The organism is Stenotrophomonas sp. SAU14A_NAIMI4_8 (assembly GCF_003086695.1).
Classification (GTDB): domain Bacteria; phylum Pseudomonadota; class Gammaproteobacteria; order Xanthomonadales; family Xanthomonadaceae; genus Stenotrophomonas.
Genome location: NZ_CP025999.1, coordinates 471156 through 489514, shown reverse-complemented (window position 1 = coordinate 489514; position 18359 = coordinate 471156). Strand labels below are relative to the sequence as shown.

Sequence of the window (18359 nt, the reverse complement as noted above, 5' to 3'; positions counted from 1 at the left end):
CCCGCCAAGGTGGCTGGGCCGAAACCGAGACAGCGACTTACGCGATGCGCGCCGCTTCGTCGAACGACAGACGCGGCAGACGGGGGAACAGGCCCGAGGGGTCACCGTAACCCAGGTTGACCAGGAAATTCGACTTGATGCTGGTGCCGGCGAAGAACGCTTCGTCCACCTTGGCATTGTCGAAGCCGGACATCGGGCCGGCATCCAGGCCCAGCGCGCGCGCGGCCAGGATCAGGTACGCACCCTGCAGGCTGCCGTTGCGGAACGCGCCTTCGTGGCGGCCTTCACGCGGGCCGTCAAACCAGGCCTTGGCATCGGTGTGCGGGAACAGGTAGGGCAGCTTTTCGTGGAAATCTTCGTCGAAGGCCACGATGACGGTGACCGGCGCGGCCAGGGTCTTGTCATGGTTGCCTTCGGACAGCGCCGGGGCCAGCTTGGCCTTGGCTTCGGCCGACTTCACGAAGACGAAACGCGCCGGGCTGCCGTTGGCGGCGGTGGGGCCCCACTTCAGCAGTTCGTACAGCGCGTGCAGCTGGCTGTCGTCCACCGGCTTGTCGGTGAATGCGTTCTGGGTGCGGGCGGTGCGGAACAGCTGGTCCAGTGCAGCAGCGTCAAGCGCGTGGGACATCGTGGATCTCCAGGGCAGCAACAGGGAAAAGGGCGAAGCAGCGCAGGGGCTGCGGCGCGAAACAATGAGCCGCAGTGTAGAGTGTCGCGACTGTTGCAACACCCAGCAGGGCTGAAACGAATTAATGCCAATGGTGAAACGATCGAGCGCGCCGTGGACGATCACGGACGGCCGTGCAGGCAATGTGCGCCAGGCCGTGGCGCTGGCTTCGGCGCTGCGCCTGGGCACCCACCGCCCGCTGGTATTGCAGCCGCGCGCACCGTGGCGCTGGCTGTCGCCGCGCCGCCTGCCCGGGGATGTGCACGGTTTCGGCGAGACACTGGCGACATTGGCCGCCGAACCGCCGCCGCTTGCGATCGGCTGTGGCCGCCAGGCCGCCGGCGCGCTGCGTGTGCTGCGTGCACGTGGCAGCAAGGTGGTGCAGATCCTGGACCCGCGCATTGCCGCCCGCCATTGGGATCTGCTGGTGGTGCCCGAACACGATGCCCTGCGCGGCAGCAACGTGCTGACCCTGCTGGGCAGCCTGAACCCGGTGGACGATGACTGGCTGAGCCTGGGCCGCGCCGCCTTCGCCGATTTCCATGCCCTGCCCGGCCCGCGCACCGCCTTGCTGGTGGGCGGGCCGACGTCGCTGGCGCCGTGGGACGAAGCCGGCATGGTGCGCGTGTTCCAGGCCCTGGCCGAACAGCTGCGCAGCGAAGGCGGCAGCCTGCTGGCCACCACCTCGCGGCGCACACCGCCGGCACTGGCCGAGACCCTGCGCGCGATCTTCGCCGACCTGCCACATGTGATCTGGGGCGACGGCGGCGATGGCGTGAACCCCTATGCCGGCCTGCTGGGCTGGGCACAGCGGGTGGTGGTGTCGCCCGATTCGGTGAACCTGCTCTCTGAGGCCTGCGCCACGCGGCTGCCGGTGGCGGTGGCGCTTGCCGATACCGCGCAGGGCCGGTTGGCGCGCTTCCAGCAGCAACTGCGCGAACGCGGGCGGCTGCAACCGCGCTGGCTGGACTGGCAGTGCGCGGCCATCGAGCCGCTGCGCGAAACCGCGCGGGTGGCGGCCGAAGTGAAGGCCCGGCTGGGGCTGGGCTGACCCCGGGGCATGCCCGTGCCGGCCGCACAACGCCGCCACGGGCATTGGGTATGATCGGCCACGCGGGGCCGCCCCGCGCCCGCTCGCTCCATGGAGGAACAGACGATGCGTACCCTGCCCTGCACTGCCGCCGCCCTGGCACTGGCCATGGGCCTGCTGGCCACCGCCCCTGCCGATGCGCGGCGCGTTTATCACATCATGGAAAACACGCCGGAGCCGGTACGCCTGGATGTTTCGCCCGGCCTGGTGGCCAGCATGGCCGCCGCCGACGAAGCCGCACGCAACCCCCCGCCGGGCCAGGCGCCCACGGCACCGTCCAACGGCGCGCCGCCGCCAATGCAGGTGGTGTCCATCGGCACCAACGTGGATGGCGAACGCGAGGTGCTGCTGCAGCAGCCAGGGCAGCCGGGCAACACCGCCGCGGTGCGCTGGCCGAACCAGGCAGGTGACCCGTCGGTGCTGTTCCATGTGGGGCAGCAGGTGCAGTTCGACCACACCCCGTCCGAAGGCCGGAAGGGGCTGATGGCGCGTGACGCGCAGGGCCGCCCGCTGACCCATATTCCCGAACCGGCGCCGGCATCGCAGGGCTGGAACACGCAGTACTAAGCCGGCAGTACTGAGCCCGCCGTACTGAGGCTGCCGCTCCGCCTGAACGGCGGTTTTTGGCGTTGCGTGGGTACGGGGGGATAATGGCCGATTCCTTTTTCCTTCCCGCCCGCCATGTCCGTGCGTCCTGCCCCCGTGTTTGCTCCCCTGACCGCGCGCGCCCTGGTGCTGGCCGTGCTGGCCATGGGCGCGGTGGTGCTGCTGTCCAACGTACTGGTGCAGTACCCCATCAATGACTGGCTGACCTGGGGTGCCTTCAGCTACCCGGTGGCGTTCCTGGTCAGCAACCTGATCAACCGCCGCTTCGGCCCCGGCCCGGCGCGCCGCGTGGCGTGGATCGGATTCCTGGTGGCGGTGGTGCTGTCGGTGTGGGTGGCCACCCCGCGCATAGCCATTGCCTCGTGCTCGGCCTTCATCGTGGCGCAGCTGCTGGACATCACCGTGTTCGACCGCCTGCGCCGTGGCAGCTGGTGGCGCGCACCGATGGTGGCCACCACCTGCAGCGCCACGGTGGACACCACCATTTTCTGGTCGATCGCTTTTGCCGGTTCCACCCTGCCGTGGGTGAGCTGGGCCGCCGGCGACCTAGCCGTGAAGCTGGCCATCGGCGTGTGCCTGCTGGCCCCGTTCCGCGCGTTGCTGTGGAAGATGGCGCCGCTGCGCAGCGAGCTGCGCTGAGCGCGGGTTCCCGCCTGGCCACATGACCCGGTAGTGGCCAACCTTGGTTGGCCTGCGGGGTCTCCGTGTGCCAACCAAGGTTGGCACCTACCAAAAGCACATTTCCCGGCAGGCCACATGACCCGGTAGTGGCCAACCTTGGTTGGCCCGCGGGCTCCGTGTGTGCCAACCAAGGTTGGCACCTACCAAGAGCGCATTCCTGGCCGGCCACATGACCCGGTACTGGCCAACCTTGGTTGGCCTGCGGGTTCCGTGCGTGCCAACCAAGGTTGGCACCTACCAGAAGCGGGTTCCCGGCCGGCCACATGACCCGGTAGTGGCCAACCTTGGTTGGCCTGCGGGTTCCGTGCGTGCCAACCAAGGTTGGCACCTACCAAAAGCGCATTCCCGGCCGGCCGCATGACCCGGTAGGGGCCAACCTTGGTTGGCCTGCGGGGTCTCCGTGTGCCAACCAAGGTTGGCACCTACCAAAAGCGCATTCCCGGCCGGCCACACGACCCGGTAGTGGCCAACCTTGGTTGGCCTGCGGGTTCCGCGTGTGCCAACCAAGGTTGGCACCTACCAAGCGCGGGTTCCCCAGAGCGGGTTCCCGGCCGGGCGCGGATCACGCAAACGGCAATCCTGCAGCCACGCACGCGGCGGTAATCACGCTGCAGGCGTCTTCAATCGCGGGGGTGGGCGGGGCCAGGCGTGGGCGGCGATCCAGCGTGCAAGCCAGGCCAACATCCAGCAGCGCGGCATGCGCGCCCTGCAGTTGCTGCGCGGTAGCGACAGGCAGGAATTCCGCCGCGGCCAGTGCATCAATCAGCGAGGGCGTGTCGCGCGGCTGCAGCAGCGCGGGCTGCTGTGCGCTGCGCGCCAGTACGCCGGTCTGCAGCAGGAATTCCAGATCCACCACGCCACCGCGCCCCTGCTTCAGGTCGAAGCGGCCGGCATCGCTGCGGTCCAGTTCGCTGCGCATGCGTCCACGCATCTTCAGCACGTCGGCATACAGGGTGTCCTGGTCGCGCAGGCGGCCCAGGGTCTGTGCGCGCACCTGTTCGAAATCGGCCAGCAGGCTGGCATCGCCGGCCACGCCGCGCGCACGCACCAGCGCCTGGTGTTCCCAGGTCCATGCGCGCTCGCGCTGGTATTCGGTGTAGCTGGCCAGCGAGGACACCAGTGAGCCCTTGCCGCCATCGGGGCGCAGGCGCACGTCGATGTCGTACAGGCGGCCGGCAGCGGTGACCGCGCCCAGCAACGCCATCACCTTCTGCGCCAGGCGCGCATACCAGCGCCCCGGTTCCAGCGGGCGCGGGCCATCGCTGGCTTCCACGCCAGCGGGATGATCGTGCAGGAACACCAGGTCCAGATCGGAACCGAAGCCCAGTTCCAGCCCGCCCAGGCTGCCGTAGCCGATGATGGCAAAGCGCCCGCCCGGCACCTGCCCGTGCGCGGCGTGCATGTCGGCCTCGGCCAGGGCCAGCACGGTCATCACCACCGCCTGCGCCAGCTCGGCCAGTTGCCGGGTGCTGTCCACCGCGCCCTGGCGGCCATCCAGCGTGGCCATGGCCATGCGGAAACTGAGCGCCAGGCGCGTTTCGTTCAACCAGCGCAGCTGCGATTCGGGGTCTTCCACCGGCAGCACCTGCCGGCATTCGGCCAGCATGCCGGTGAAGGCGGGCATCGGTCCGGACACGCGCACATCCAGCAGTTCGTCCAGCAGCAGCGGATAGGCGGCCAGGCGTTCGGCCAACAGCGCGCTGCGTGCCAGCACATCCACCAGCCGTGCCAGCGCGCTGGGTTGTTCGTCCAGCAGTGCCAGGTAGCTGGTGCGGCGCAGGACCGCCTGCAGCAGGCCAAGCACGCGCTTCAGTGCGGCATCGGGCTGCGGCGAACGGGTGGCGGCATGCAGCAGCGCCGGCAGCACGCGATCCAGGCGCGCTCGGGCGTTGTCAGAGAGCGCCTTCACCCCAGTGCTCTGGGCGAAGTCGCGCAGCGACTGGTCGGCGCCGTTGGCGTCGAAGAAGCCGGCCTCGGCCAGCAATTCGGCATTGCTGCCCTCGGGCAGGCTGCGCCAGTAGCTGGCCAGCGCATCGGGCGCGGCCTGGCCCTGGCGCGGCGCCAGCAACGCAGCGAATTCGGTACTGACCCGCTGCTGCTGTTCGGCCAGCGCAGCGCGCAACGCGTCCCAGTGCGGGTAGCCCAGGCCCGTGGCGATGCGCTGGCGGTCCAGCGGGTCGCTGGGCAGCACGTGGGTCTGGGCGTCGCGCAGCATCTGCAGACGATTTTCCAACCGCCGCAGGAACAGGTAGGCCTCGCGCAGTGCCGCGCCATCGTCCGGAGCGATCTGCCCGGCGTTCACCAGCGCCTGCAGCGCCACCAGCAGGCGACGCTCGCGCAGCACCGGCTCGCGGCCGCCGCGGATCAACTGCAGCGCCTGGCACAGGAATTCGATTTCGCGGATGCCACCGGCGCCGCGCTTGATGTCTTCATGCAGCTCGCGCCGGGCGACTTCGGCGGTGATCGCCGCCTTCATCTCGCGCAGGCCGTCCAGCGCGGTGAAATCCAGGTAACGGCGGTACACGAACGGACGCAGGCTCTGCAGCCAGGCCTCGCCGGCGGCGATATCGCCGGCCACGGTGCGCGCCTTCAGCCAGGCGTAGCGTTCCCAGTCGCGGCCTTCGCGCTGGAAATACTGGTCCATGGCAGCGAAGGACAGCGCGACCCGGCCGGCGCTGCCGAACGGGCGCAGGCGCAGGTCCACGCGGTGGCTGAAGCCATCGACCGTGGTGTCGTCCAATAGCTTGGCCAGGCGCTGGCCGAGGCGGGCGAAATATTCCTCGGCAGCCAGCGGGCGCGGGCCGTCCGATTCGCCGCCGTGCGGGTAGGCGTAGACCAGGTCGATATCGGAACTGAAGTTGAGTTCGCCGCCGCCCAGCTTGCCCAGGCCGAACACCACCAGCTGCAGCGGCTGGCCGTCGGCATCGCGCACCACGCCGTGGCGCTGGGCGAATTCCTGCTGCAGCGCCTGCAGGGCCAGGCGCAGGCAGTCTTCGGCCAGCACGGTGGCGCCGGCCAGGGTCTGCGGCACGTCGTCCAGGCCGGCCAGGTCGCGCCAGATCAGCCGGGTGGACATGGCGGTGCGCCAGCGCCGCAGCTGCGCCGGCCAGTCGCTGGGCTGCAGCGGGTCGAGCACCGGCGCCGGCACCGGCGGGCAGCCCGGCGCGGCCAGCTGGGCCAGCAGGCTGGGTTGGCGCACCAGGGTGTCCAGAGCGAAATCGCTGGCCACGGCCAGTTGCGCCAGGAACGGCAGCCGTTCAGCGGCGATGGGCTCGGGCACGGCCTGGGCCAGGCGCGCCAGGGCGCGGTCTACCAGGGGCTGCAGGGAAGCGGGCACTTCGGCGGGGGCAACGGTCATGCCCCGATTCTCGCGGGGCCGGATGTCTTTGCCAACGGCTGGCATGGCAGCGGGGTCGGATCCCTTTGCCGGCGGCAAAGGGCTCGGACCCTACCCCAACGCTCGCTCCATTGGGGTCAGAGCCTTTTGCCGTTGGCAAAAGGATCCGACCCCATCCCTGCGTATTCAGCTTGGGCGCCAGGCAATAAAAAAGCCCGCTTGCAGCGAACTGCCAGCGGGCTCTGCTCCCTCCCCCACGTCGGGATGCAGGGCCATCGTGCGGGCTGCGGACGGACAATGCACGCTGCACTGCAAAACAAAACTGCTGGGTATGGTAGCCCCGGCCCCGGAAAAGCCATTCCACGAAGGTAGAACGCCCCGTACCGGGGGGGATGGCCGATAATCGAGCTTTCCCCCCAGAAACACTGTCGTCATGTCTGTTGATCGCATCGCCAACGCGCGTCTTCGTGACCGCGTGGTCTCTGCCGAGGCCGCAGCCGCGCTGATCCAGCCCGGTGAAACCGTGGCCATGAGCGGCTTCACCGGCTCCGGTTACCCCAAGGCCGTTCCCGTGGAACTGGCCCGCCGCATCGAAGCGGTGCACGCCCAGGGCAATCCCTTCCAGATCAAGCTGATGACCGGCGCCTCCACCGCGCCGGAGCTGGATGGCGCGCTGGCCAAGGCCGATGGCATCGCCATGCGCATGCCCTTCCAGAGCGACCCGGATGCGCGCAACCGCATCAACGAGGGCAAGCTGGATTACATCGATATCCACCTGAGCCACGTGGCCCAGCACGTGTGGTTCGGTTTCTACGGCGAGATCGACACCGCGGTGATCGAAGTGTCGGCCATCCGCGAAGACGGTTCGCTGGTGCCGTCCACCTCGGTGGGCAACAACAAGACCTGGCTGGACCTGGCGAAGAAGGTGATCGTCGAGGTGAACGAGTGGCAGCCGGCCGGCGTGGATGGCATGCATGACATCTACTACGGCACCGCCCTGCCGCCGCACCGCAAGCCGATTCCGCTGGTGAACGCCAACGACCGCATTGGCGATACCGCGCTGCGCTGCGACCCGGACAAGATCGTGGCCGTGGTGCGCACCAACGGCCCGGACCGCAACAGCCCGTTCAGCCCGATCGATGCCACCAGCGAACAGATCGCCTCGCACCTGATCGAATTCCTGAAGCACGAAGTGAAGAAGGGCCGGCTGCCGCCGAACCTGCTGCCGCTGCAGTCGGGCGTGGGCAATATTCCCAACGCCGTGCTGGCGGGCCTGGCCAAGAGCGGTTTCCGCGATCTGGCCGCGTTCACCGAAGTGATCCAGGACGGCATGCTGGACCTGCTGCGCGATGGCGTGCTGAGCTATGCCTCGTGCACCGGCTTCGCGCTCAGCCCGCAGGCCAACGAAACGTTCAAGGAACACATCGATTTCTACCGCGAGCGCATCATCATGCGCACCCAGGAAATCTCCAACCATCCCGAACTGGTGCGCCGCCTGGGCTGCATCGGCATGAACGGCATGATCGAGGTGGATATTTACGGCAACGTGAATTCCACCCACGTGATGGGCACGCGCATCATGAACGGCATTGGCGGTTCGGGTGATTTCGCCCGCAATGGCTTCCTGTCGGCGTTCCTGAGCCCGTCCACGGCGAAGAACGGCAGCATTTCGGCGATCGTGCCGATGGCCAGCCACGTGGACCACACCGAGCACGACGTGTCGGTGATCGTGACCGAACAGGGCCTGGCCGACCTGCGTGGGCTGACCCCGCGCAAGCGCGCGCAGGTGCTGATCGACAACTGCGCGCACCCGGATTTCCGCCCGCAGCTGCAGGATTACTTCGACCGCGCCAGCCGCGAAAGCTACGGCAAGCACACCCCGCACCTGCTGCCCGAAGCGCTGTCGTGGCACCAGCGCTGGCTGGATACCGGGACGATGAAGGGCTGATTGCTGTCGGGGTCAGAGCCCTTTTCTGCCGAAAAGGGATCTGACCCCGATCATGGCGCGCGTCGGGGTCGGATCCCTTTCCAACGGAAAGGGCTCTGACCCCACCCCTGCATCAACCGCGCAGCGCCGCCAGCGATTCAGCCTGCAGGCGCTCGTAGATCTCGAACTCGTCATTCACCGCCACGCCCAGCGCCTGCTCGAAGGCCTCGCGGTTGGCGTGCGCGGCATAGGCGCGCTGTTCTTCGCCGCCCAGGTTCGACTGGAAGATGCCGGCGGCGCTGACCGGCAGGAAATCTTCGTAGACGATCGGGTCGGCCGTGGCCAGGCCCGCCGCCACCAGCACTTCGGCCGGTAGATCGGCCACGCGCTCCGGCGCGGCACGGCCGGCCTCGGTCAGCTGGTAACGGTAGTAGCCCAGGCCTTCCTGGCGCAGGGTGTCATGGTCGTCGGGGAAGCTGGCGAACACCGCCTGCAGGCGCTGGCCGTAGTCGCCGCCGGTGCTGCCGGCACCGCCGGCGTCACGCGCCTGCGCCAGCAACTGGTCGTACAGCGCGCGGCCCTTCGGGGTCAGGGCCAGGCCGCGCTGTTCGATCTCGCCGAAGCGCGCGGTATGGGTGCCGGCGTCGCCGCCTTCCGCATCCGGGAAATGCACGGCCTCTTCCAGCGCCTTGAAGCTGGTCTGCCGCAGCAGGATCGGGCAGGCGCGGCGCGGCGGGCCCTCGATCACCGCCTTGGCGGCCATGCCCTGTTCGATCATCGCGCCCTGCGCCGCATCGATATCCAGCGTGCGCGGGGTCAGGTGGTTGATATGCGGGCCACGGAAGCTGACCACGTCGGCCACCAGCCGGTGCGCGTTGTGCAGGGCGTGGTAGGTGGGCAGATCCACGGTGGCATCGCCGTGCCAGCGGAAGGTTTCCAGCGCTTCGGCCACGAAGCGTTCGGCATCGGCCTGCGACAGGCCACCGTCACGCTCGGCCTGGTCGATCAGCGCCAGCGCGCCGTCGGTGAAGATACGGCGGCGCTCGAGGATGCGCGCGGATTCGGCGCGCAGGGTTGCGTCTTCGATCAGTTCCAGCCGCAGCAGCGAGGTGAACACGCGGAACGGGTTCTGCGCCAGTGCGGCGGCAGTCAGCGGGCGGAAGGCGGTGGAATGCACCGGCACGCCGGCCACCGACAGGTCGTAGTAGCCCACCGGGTACATGCCCATCACTGCGAACAGGCGGCGCAGGGTGGCCAGTTCCTGCACGGTGCCGACGCGGATGGCGCCATGGCGCTCTTCGTCCAGGCGCGCACGTTCATCGTTGCGCTGCAGCTGCGCGGCCAGTGCGGGGTCGTTTTCCAGAACCTGCGTGTTGATGCGCTCCACCAGGTCCACCAGTGCGCCGTACAACGGCACTTCGGTGCGGTACATGCGGGACATGGCCTGGGCGAACAGGCGGCGGATCAGATCAGGCGAAACGAAAGAGGCGCTCATCGGTTACTCGATCACGGGAACGGGGAACAACGCGAATCCCTATTGTCGCCGCAGTGCGCGGCCGCGGCGAGACGCACAGCAGCATGACGGATATCGGTAGCGCCGGGCCATGCCCGGCGGATTGCTCTGCTTTGGTGGGTGCGAACCTTGGTTCGCACCGATCTGGCAGGGGCCGGGGCAAAGACGTGCGAACCGAGGTTCGCACCTACCAGACCCCCCGGCAGGCATGGCAGCAGCCGGGGACTGCTTTGGTAGGTGCGAACCTTGGTTCGCACTGATCTGGCAGCAGCCGGGGCAAAGACGTGCGAACCGAGGTTCGCACCTACCAGCCCCCCGCCAGGCATGGCAGTAGGCGTGGACTGCTTTGGTGGGTGCGAACCTTGGTTCGCACCGATCTGGCAGGGGCCGGGGCAAAGACGTGCGAACCTTGGTTCGCACTGATCTGGCAGCAGCCGGGGCAAAGACTGCGAACCAAGGTTCGCACCTACCAACCCCCCGCCAGGCATGGCAGTAGGCGTGGATTGCTTTGGTGGGTGCGAACCTTGGTTCGCACTGATCTGGCAGCAGCCGGGGCAAAGACGTGCGAACCGAGGTTCGCACCTACCGGACCCCCGCCGGGCATGGCCCGGCGCTACCGGCCCAGCTGGCGCTTCAGGGTGGCATCGAGGGTGATCGGCCGGTCCCAGTGCTCGAAGCTGGCCACCACGGCGTGGCGCACGGCGCGCACGTGCAGATTGGTCGGCTTCACCGGCATGCGCTCGACCACCGCTTCCCAGCCGCCTTCCGGGTTCTGGCTGAAGGCGCGCACGCTGTCGCGGCAGGTCTGGCCGCTGGCCTTGGCCCAGAAGCAGGCGAAGTAGATATCGCCGGCCTGCCAGCCATGGGCAGTGAACAGCGCGCTGACATAGGCGCGCGGCACGTCGGCATAGCGCGAGACTTCGTCCAGGAAGGCGTCAGGGTAGCGCTCGGCGTAGTGGTTGATGTCCTGCAGCTGGGCATCCAGCCAGCCGTCGCCGCTGTTCACTTCATAGGCCGCCGAACGTTCGGCGGTCTGCTGGGCCAGCACGGTAGCCGGCACCAGCAGCAGGATCGACAGCAGCGCGCGCAGGATCAGGTTCATGCCCCGATTCTGCCGTAGCCGCTGCGCCCTGTCAGGCCGCGGTGGCCTTGGCCTCGATGGCGGCCAGCGCGGCCGGCCAGTCCCAGGCGGTATCGGCGGTGACCATGCGCGGCTCGTCCTCGGCCACGCCGTGCTCGGTTTCGTGGGCCCAGGTAACCGCGTACGGGGTATGGATGCCCCAGCCACCCAGGGTGACCACCGGCTCGATATCCGAACGCAGCGAGTTGCCGACCATCACGAACTGCGAGATCGGCAGTTCGAACTCGGCCAGCACGCGGGCGTAGGTCTGCGGGTCCTTCTCGGACACGATCTCGATGCGCGGGAACAGGTCGTGCAGGCGCGCAACATCGATCTTCGCTTCCTGGTGGAACAGATCGCCCTTGGTGATCAGCACCACCGGGTAGTGTTCGGCGATGGCCGCCACCGATTCGCGCACACCGTCGATCAGCTCAACCGGGTGGCGCAGGGTGTCATGCCCGATGTCCAGGATGCGCTGGATGTCCTTGGCTTCGATGCGCTGGCCGGTGATGTCGATGGCCGCTTCGATCATCGACAGGGCCATGCCCTTCACCCCGTAGCCGAACACGCCCAGATTGCGCTGCTGTACTTCCAACAGGTGGCGCGCGGTGCGGGTGTCGTGCACGTCGATGTAGCGCGACAGCAGGTCCAGATAATCCTGCTCGGCCTTGCGGTAGTAGTCCTCGCTCTTCCACAGCGTATCGTCACCGTCAAAACCGACCAGGCCGATGGCGCGCGACGGCGCGGGCGTGGAAGTGTTCATCGCACAAGGATACAGGCCCCCGGCACGCAGAAAAAACCCGGGCGGCCGAAGCCGCCCGGGTCCCCATGCACCGGTTGTCCCGACGGTGTTGGATCAGCGGCCCGGCGCGGCGTTGCCGCCGGCCGCGGCGCCCTGCTGGGCCGCCACGTAGGCCTTGTACTCATCGGGGCTCAGTTCCCCGTCCTTGTTGGCGTCGGCCTGGTCGAACACCTGGGCCAGGCCCGCGTTCACCTGCGCCTCGGCCTTGCTGATGGTGCCGTTGCCATCGGTATCGATGCTGGCCCAGGTCTGGCCGCCGCCACCGCCACCGCTGGCCTGCGCCGACGCTGCGGCCGCCGCGTTGCTGGCCTGGTCAGCGGCCTGGCCGGCCTGTGCCGCCGACTGCTGGGCCTGCGCGGCCTGGTTCTGTGCCTGCGCGGCCTGCTGCTGGGCGGACTGCGCCATGGCCGGGAGGGTGAGCAGGCTGCCAGCAGCAACGACCAGGGCGATCAGGGGCTTACGGTTGCGAATCGTCATAGGGGATATCTCCTTTGGGTGGTGTTGCGCGGCCTGTTGTTTCCGCACGACACCTACCCTGCCACCCCGTTTCTGAATCGATTTTGCGCCGCGACCGGCGCCACCACGCGGCATTAACCACTCGGCCACGCGCATGCTTTAGCGCAGTGGTTAGCGCGAAGTGAGCGGCTCATAAGACGCGCATTCAGCGCGCGTGGATTTAACCTGCAGGCAACGAAAAACCTGCGTCAGTCGACGTTCTGCGTGGATGACCGCGAACTGAACACGATCCATCCCAGCGCCACGCCGGCGAGCGCGCCGGCGATTTCCAGCACCACCCGGCTGCCCAGTTCGTTGGGATCGTGGATGGTGGACAGGAAGATGCGCGCATACAGCGGCGACTCCAGCCGCACGATGCCCATGTAGAACAGCTTCCAGATATCTATGCCGGCGCCGATGATCACCGCCAGCACGCACGAAGCACCGATGGCCTGGTTCACCGAACCGCCCAGGCCACGCACCACGCGCAGCATCAGCAGGTACATCAGCAGGCCGACCAGCAGGGCGATGCCGCCGGCTTCCAGGGTGCCAAGCAGGCCGAAGTGCAGCGGAAGGTTCATGCGGGCGCGCGTGCGGGGAGAGGCGGCCAGTGTAGATCCACGCCATGCGTGGATGAAATCCTGGGCGGCCATCGAACACCATCCACGCGCGGCGTGGATCTACTGCACACGGTGGATCCACGCCATGCGTGGATGAAATCCTGGGCGGCCATCGAAAACCATCCACGCGTGGCGTGGATCTACTGCACGGGGACGTCGTAGGCGGTGCTGGGGTCCGGTTCGGGCCGCAGGGTGTAATGCCACCATTCCTGCGGGTAGTTGGCGAACCCACGCCGGGCCATGGCCTGCAGCAGCTGCTGGCGGTTGCCGCGCTGCGCCGGGGTCAACCCGGGTGTTTCGGTATGCGCGCGCACACCGAAGAAATCGAAATCGGTGCCCATGTCCATCACCACGCACGTGCCCGTGCGGCAATCCAGCAGGCCCAGGTCGACGGTGGCGCCACGGCTGTGGCCCGAACGTTCGGCGATGTAGCCGTCGGCCAGCAGCTGCGGCTTGTCCAGGTCTGGGTACTGCACGGCCTTGCGCGATTGCTCACGCGGATCGTGCACCCAGGCCATGAACGCCTGTACCGCGCGCACGGGCCGGTAGCAGTCGTATACGCGCAGGCCATAGCCGGCGCTGCGCAGGTCGGCTTCCACCTGAGCCAGCGCCTGCGCCACCGGTGCCAGCAGATAGCAGGCCGGCGCCTGGTAGCCCGACACGGGGGCGCCGGTGAAGTTGTTGGCGCCGGCGTAACGGATGTCGAGCTGGATCTGCGGCGACACGGTGCGGATCTCGACCAGCCCGGCCGCCGCAGCATCAGTGGCTGGGGAAACTCGTGGTGGCTCAGCGGCGCGGGACGTAACCACCGCTGTCAGCGCAATCGCCAGTGCGAGTGAAGTGCAGATCCTGGAAGTCATAGCTGAAGTCGATCTCGGGGTCGATGGCACGCAGGTCCAGCGTTGGCGGCGCGCCGTCGCCCGGCTGCAGCCATGCCTGTGCCTGCTCACCCAGCGTATCCCAGTGCAGCAGCCAGCGCCCCTGCACCTGCTGCACGCTGGCCTGCAGCTTCGGTGATTTTTCCACGGCAAAGCGCAGCCCCTTCGGCCCGGGGCACAGCGATGCGGCGCCCAGCCAGGGATCACGATAGCGGCCCTGCCAGCGCGTCAGGTCGTCAGACGTAGCCGCGGGCGCCCGTGCGGTGGAGGGCAGCCCGCCAGCGCTGGCCGCACGCACCGCGCGATCGGCGGCCAGTTCGGCCAGGTAGCTCATGGCAGAGGCGGCCTGCTCGGGCGCGGTGTAGCCCTTCAACATCGACTGCATCAGCGCGGTGCGTGCATCCTCGCCTTCGCCATTGATCAGCATCACCACGCCCACCTTGCGGTCGGGCAGCAGCGCCAGCGAGGAGTACATGCCCGACAGCGTGCCGGTGTGCGCCACCTTCCACTGCCCGTCCATGTCTGACACCCGCCAGCCATAGCCATAACCGTAGAAGTGCGCGTTGTCCCAACGGCGCTGGCGCTCGCCCAGCGGCATGGGCATGTGCAGGGTCCACAATGTGCGCCGCTGCTCGCTGCCCAGCCAATCGGGCACCAGCGCAGGGTCCAGCAGCACCTGCATCCAGCGCGTCATGTCGGCCAGCGAACAGCGGATGCCACCGGCGGCCATCGATGTCAGATCAGGGCTGTGCGCACCATCGGCGTTGACCACCACCGGTTGCCCATCGCGAACGGTATGTGGCTGCGCCACGTTGCCCACGCGCTTCACCGACCACGCACCCACCTGGCAGCGCCGCATGCCCAGCGGCTGGAACACCTGTTCGCGCAGCAGCTGGTCATAGGGCTTGCCGCCGGCGGCGGCGGCCACTTCGCCAGCCACCACATACATCAGGTTGTCGTAGGCATAGCCACTGCGGAAGCTGCTGACCGGCTTCAGGTGGGCCAGCCCGGCGATGATGTCGGCGCGGGTGTAGGTATTGGGCTCGGGCCACAGCATCAGATCGCCAGCGCCCAAACCAAGGCCGCTGTTGTGGATCAGCAGGTCGCGCACCTGCATGTGCTCGCCCACCCAGGCGTCATGCATGCGGAAGGCGGGCAGGTACCTGCGCACCGGGTCATCCCAGCGCAGTTTTCCCTGCTCCACCAGGCGGGCCAGCAGGGCGGCGGTCATGGCCTTGCTGTTGGACGCGATCTTGAACAGCGTGTCTTCGTCGATGCGTCCGCCATCGCCGCGTGCGCCCTGGACGTAGCGGTAGGCCACGCGGCCGTCTTCCACCACGGCCAGGGCGATGCCTGGCAGGTGCTCGTGCTGGACCACGGCGGCTACGTCGGCATCGATGTTTGCGGTGCTGGTGGCCTGTGCGTGGACTGCCGGTGCCAGTGCCAGCAGGGCGATGCCGGCGCAACGCCGGCAACGGCCCCGCACGCGGTGTCGCGCACCCTGCGAAGCGCAGTCGAGCAAGCTCGACGCTACCGGGCGCGCGCCGGCGGCGCGACTCAGAAGTTCCACGTCACCACCAGCTGGGTGTAGCGCGGGGCCTGCCAGCGCGTGCCCGTGCCGAAGGTGGCTTCGCGGTACACGCCCGGCTGCGCTTCGTAGCGCTGGTGCACGTTGATGGTTTCCTGGTTGTTGAACAGGTTGTACACCGACAGCCGCGCGCTCAGGTCGATGCCCTCCACCGGCAAGCGCCAGGTCACGTTGGCACCCAAGGTCCAGGTCCACGGCAGGCGACCGAACGCACCGCGCGGGCTGTACTCGAACTGGCGCTGGTCATACGGGCCGGAACAGTTGGCCACGCACAGCCAGCCGGTGCCGCCGCCGCTGCCCTCGCTGGAGGTACTGCCGCCGGCGATGCTGTCGTTGGGCCACATCACGCCATAGGCGGTGATCGGGCCACCGGACTGCACCTGCAACGTGGTGCCGAACGACCACTGCTTGTTCAGCGCATACGCCGCGCGCAGCTTGAACTGGTGGCGGAAATCGTTGAACAGCACGCCATAGCGTTCGTTGGTGGCCGGGTGGTCCCAGAACTGCACCATGCCGGTGTCGCCGTAGTTGGTGTCCGAGTTCACCGGGCCTTCGAAGTTGCCTTCGCTCTTGGACCACAGGTAGGAGGCGTTGAACAGCCACTTCTCGTCCCAGGCGCGGTCGATCTGGAATTCCAGCCCCTTGTAGGTGCGCTTGGGCTTGGAATAGCCGATCACTTCGCCGCTGCCGCCCTTGCGGTAGCCGCTGTTGGCGGTATCGATGGTGATCCAGCCTTCCTGCGCGCAGCCAATCCTGGAATCGCCCCAGATCGTCAGCGATTCGCCAGGGTTGGCGATCGGCCACAGGGTGCTGGGGGTCGGCCCGCACGGGGTGTAGTTGATGCGGATGTCATCCAGCGCGCGGGTCATGCGCCGGTAGGTGGCATTCACGCCCCACGACCAGGCCTGGTTGATCATGCTCTGGAAGCCCAGGATGTACTCATCCTGGTAGACCGCCTTCAGGTCCTTGTCCACGCTCTGCCGCAGGTCGGCACCGCCAGTGTTCATGCGCGTATCGGTCGGGCCGATCTGCTGGCCGATGATCGGCGCCATGTACGCCGAACCGGTGGGCGAGGTCTGCTGCTGCCAGCCTTCCAGCACGTAGTAGCTGTATTCGTCGGTCAGGCCGCCGGCGAAGTTGACGTTGATGTTGTTGGTGACCGGCAGGTAGTAGCGGCCGGCGTTGCCGAACAGCTTGGTGCTGCCATCACCGCGCATGTCCCACGAGAAGCCCACGCGCGGCGCCACCAGGTCGTCCATCTTGATGAAGGCATTGCCCTGCGCGGTGCGGTTCTCGAAGCGGTCCCAGCGCACGCCCAGGTTCAGCATCAGGTTCGGGGTGACGTTCCAGATGTCTTCCAGGTAGAAGGCATTGGCTTCGGTTTCGAACTTGCCACCGGACTGGCGGTTGCGTGCACGCAGCATCTCGGTCACGCCGGCCGGCACGTAGGCGTTGGCGCCGTCCCACACTTCATCGCCGGGGCGCGCCACGTAGGCGGTATAGCTCAGCGCGGTGGGGCCGGGGTAGCGGGTGGACTGATCGGTGGTCATCAGTTCGCGGTCCACGCCGAAGCGCAGCAGGTGGTCACCCAGCTGCCACTCGAAATCCAGGCGCGCCACATCGCGGGTGTCATCACGCTCGGCCACCGCGGTACCGGTGGGATGGCAGCCGGCGCGCAGGCCCTGCAGCTTGTACAGGCGCGTGCCGTAGGTGCTGTCGGTGAACACCGGGCTGCAGGCCTGGTCCAGCGACGAATTGGTGAACGCACGCTGGTTGTTCTGCCCCACCATGGCGCGGGCAGTGAAGTTCTGGCCGAAGTGGCCGGTATAGGTGGCCGACCAGTTCTTGCCGCCGGTCTCGGTTACCGAATCGCCGCCCCAGGCGCCGATCTCGTCCTCGTCCCAGTCATAGCCATAGGACGCGTTGGTCACATCGCCTTCGTCGGAAAACGCCAGCAGGGCCAGGCTGTGGTTGTCGTTGATGTTCCAGTCCAGCTTGGCGCCCCAGAAGCCGTTGCCGGAATCATTCTTGAACCAGGTACTGCCATCGGACGAGGTGTTGTGGCCCTTGTCGCTGCGGTCTTCGTACATGGCAAACAGGAACAGCTTGTCCTTGATGATCGGGCCCGAGCCCCAGACGTTGGTCTTCAGGAACGAGTTGTTGTCACGGCTGCCATAGGAATGCGCACTGCCATCGCGGTGGAAGTGGTCGCCCGCGCTGGAACGCCAGGCGCTGGGTTCGGCGGTCACTTCCACGCCGCCCTTGAATTCGTTGCTGCCCGAGCGGGTGACCGCATTGATGACACCGCCGGTGGAACGGCCGAACTCCACCGAATAGCCGCCGGTCTTGACCTGGAATTCGTTGAAGAACGCGAACGGCGCGGTGCTGAAGCCGCGCCGGGTGTACATGTCAGTCACATTCAGGCCGTTGATGAACACCGCGTTTTCAGCCACCGACGAACCGGCGAAGGACAGCCCACCGAACGAGGAATTGCCGCCCACCACGCCCGGCGCCATCAGCGCCACCGCCGACAAGTCCTGCGCCACCGGCAGCCGCGAGATCTCCTGGCGGTTGATGTTGAACGAGGTTTCGGTGGAATAGACATCCACGCGGTTGACCACGCGCGTGCCGCGCACCTGCAATGCATCCAGGTTGGTCACGCCGCCGCCGCTGGCCAGGTTCACCGTGGTGGTGCCGCCCACCGCCACGCTCACCGCCACCTGCTCGCCCAGGGTCTGCCCATCGCGGCTCAGCTGCAGCTGGTAGTCGCCCACCGGCAGCTGGCCCAGGCGGTAGCTGCCATCGGCGCCCACGGTCACCGTGCGGGTCAGGCCGGTGCTGCTGCTGACCACGGTGATCTGGTCACCGGCGCTGGCCCGGCCGGCCACCGCGCCGGTCACGTTCTGTGCGAATGCGATGCCCGGCGCGATCACGCCCAGACACGCGCCCAGGGCGACGCTCAACGCCGCCCGCTTGATGCTGTAAGCCTTCATCCCCTGCTCTCTCCTGCAAGAATTGAATGGTGTGGAATGGAT

The 18359-nt window shown here is 67.7% G+C and carries 14 protein-coding genes; 4 read left to right on the top strand and 10 right to left on the bottom strand.

Annotated features, from left to right (window positions below; translation table 11 throughout):
- Positions 1 to 37 precede the first annotated feature (37 nt).
- Positions 38 to 628 (bottom strand): malonic semialdehyde reductase, encoded by a 591-nt coding sequence (locus tag C1930_RS02135; protein ID WP_108751971.1) that lies wholly within the window; start codon positions 626 to 628, stop codon positions 38 to 40.
- A 130-nt stretch (positions 629 to 758) separates the two neighbouring features.
- Between C1930_RS02135 and C1930_RS02130 the strand changes: the two genes are divergently transcribed.
- The 3 genes from C1930_RS02130 to C1930_RS02120 all read left to right on the top strand — a co-directional run bounded on the left by C1930_RS02130 (position 759) and on the right by C1930_RS02120 (position 3002).
- Positions 759 to 1718 carry a mitochondrial fission ELM1 family protein gene (locus tag C1930_RS02130; protein ID WP_108770965.1) on the top strand — a complete coding sequence of 320 codons (960 nt, stop codon included), beginning with the start codon at positions 759 to 761 and terminating at the stop codon, positions 1716 to 1718.
- Between the two features lie 105 nt (positions 1719 to 1823).
- Positions 1824 to 2324 (top strand): hypothetical protein, encoded by a 501-nt coding sequence (locus C1930_RS02125; RefSeq protein ID WP_108770964.1) that lies wholly within the window; start codon positions 1824 to 1826, stop codon positions 2322 to 2324.
- A gap of 114 nt (positions 2325 to 2438) precedes the next feature.
- Positions 2439 to 3002: a queuosine precursor transporter gene (locus C1930_RS02120; protein WP_108770963.1), complete on the top strand. Its 564-nt coding sequence runs from the start codon at positions 2439 to 2441 to the stop codon at positions 3000 to 3002.
- 604 nt (positions 3003 to 3606) lie between these two features.
- On the opposite strand, the gene glnE is transcribed toward C1930_RS02120, so the two are convergent.
- The gene (gene glnE / locus C1930_RS02115; RefSeq protein WP_108770962.1) at positions 3607 to 6402 is read right to left on the bottom strand and encodes a bifunctional [glutamate--ammonia ligase]-adenylyl-L-tyrosine phosphorylase/[glutamate--ammonia-ligase] adenylyltransferase; all 2796 of its coding nucleotides are present in this window, start codon (positions 6400 to 6402) and stop codon (positions 3607 to 3609) included.
- A gap of 412 nt (positions 6403 to 6814) precedes the next feature.
- On the opposite strand from glnE, the gene C1930_RS02110 reads away from it, so the two are divergent.
- Positions 6815 to 8329, top strand: a complete 1515-nt coding sequence (locus C1930_RS02110; RefSeq protein ID WP_108755220.1) for an acetyl-CoA hydrolase/transferase family protein — start codon at positions 6815 to 6817, stop codon at positions 8327 to 8329.
- Between the two features lie 112 nt (positions 8330 to 8441).
- Here C1930_RS02110 and C1930_RS02105 read toward each other — a convergent pair whose 3' ends face one another.
- From C1930_RS02105 to C1930_RS02070, 8 genes are all read right to left on the bottom strand, one after another.
- Complete coding sequence (locus C1930_RS02105) at positions 8442 to 9803, bottom strand: VOC family protein (protein WP_108770961.1); 1362 nt, start codon at positions 9801 to 9803, stop codon at positions 8442 to 8444.
- A gap of 631 nt (positions 9804 to 10434) precedes the next feature.
- Positions 10435 to 10923 (bottom strand): hypothetical protein, encoded by a 489-nt coding sequence (locus tag C1930_RS02100; protein WP_108755218.1) that lies wholly within the window; start codon positions 10921 to 10923, stop codon positions 10435 to 10437.
- Positions 10924 to 10954: 31 nt separating this feature from the next.
- The gene (locus C1930_RS02095; RefSeq protein WP_108770960.1) at positions 10955 to 11704 is read right to left on the bottom strand and encodes an HAD family hydrolase; all 750 of its coding nucleotides are present in this window, start codon (positions 11702 to 11704) and stop codon (positions 10955 to 10957) included.
- 93 nt (positions 11705 to 11797) lie between these two features.
- Entirely contained in the window at positions 11798 to 12220 is a 423-nt protein-coding gene (locus C1930_RS02090; RefSeq protein ID WP_108748269.1) for an EF-hand domain-containing protein, read from the bottom strand.
- A gap of 227 nt (positions 12221 to 12447) precedes the next feature.
- Positions 12448 to 12819: a hypothetical protein gene (locus tag C1930_RS02085; protein ID WP_108770959.1), complete on the bottom strand. Its 372-nt coding sequence runs from the start codon at positions 12817 to 12819 to the stop codon at positions 12448 to 12450.
- 179 nt (positions 12820 to 12998) lie between these two features.
- The gene (locus tag C1930_RS02080) at positions 12999 to 13718 is read right to left on the bottom strand and encodes a M15 family metallopeptidase (protein WP_108770958.1); all 720 of its coding nucleotides are present in this window, start codon (positions 13716 to 13718) and stop codon (positions 12999 to 13001) included.
- Entirely contained in the window at positions 13645 to 15192 is a 1548-nt protein-coding gene (locus C1930_RS02075) for a serine hydrolase domain-containing protein (protein WP_108772521.1), read from the bottom strand. The genes C1930_RS02080 and C1930_RS02075 overlap by 74 nt, the downstream gene beginning before the upstream one ends.
- Positions 15193 to 15293: 101 nt before the next feature.
- Positions 15294 to 18317: a TonB-dependent receptor gene (locus C1930_RS02070; protein ID WP_108770957.1), complete on the bottom strand. Its 3024-nt coding sequence runs from the start codon at positions 18315 to 18317 to the stop codon at positions 15294 to 15296.
- Positions 18318 to 18359: the final 42 nt, after the last annotated feature.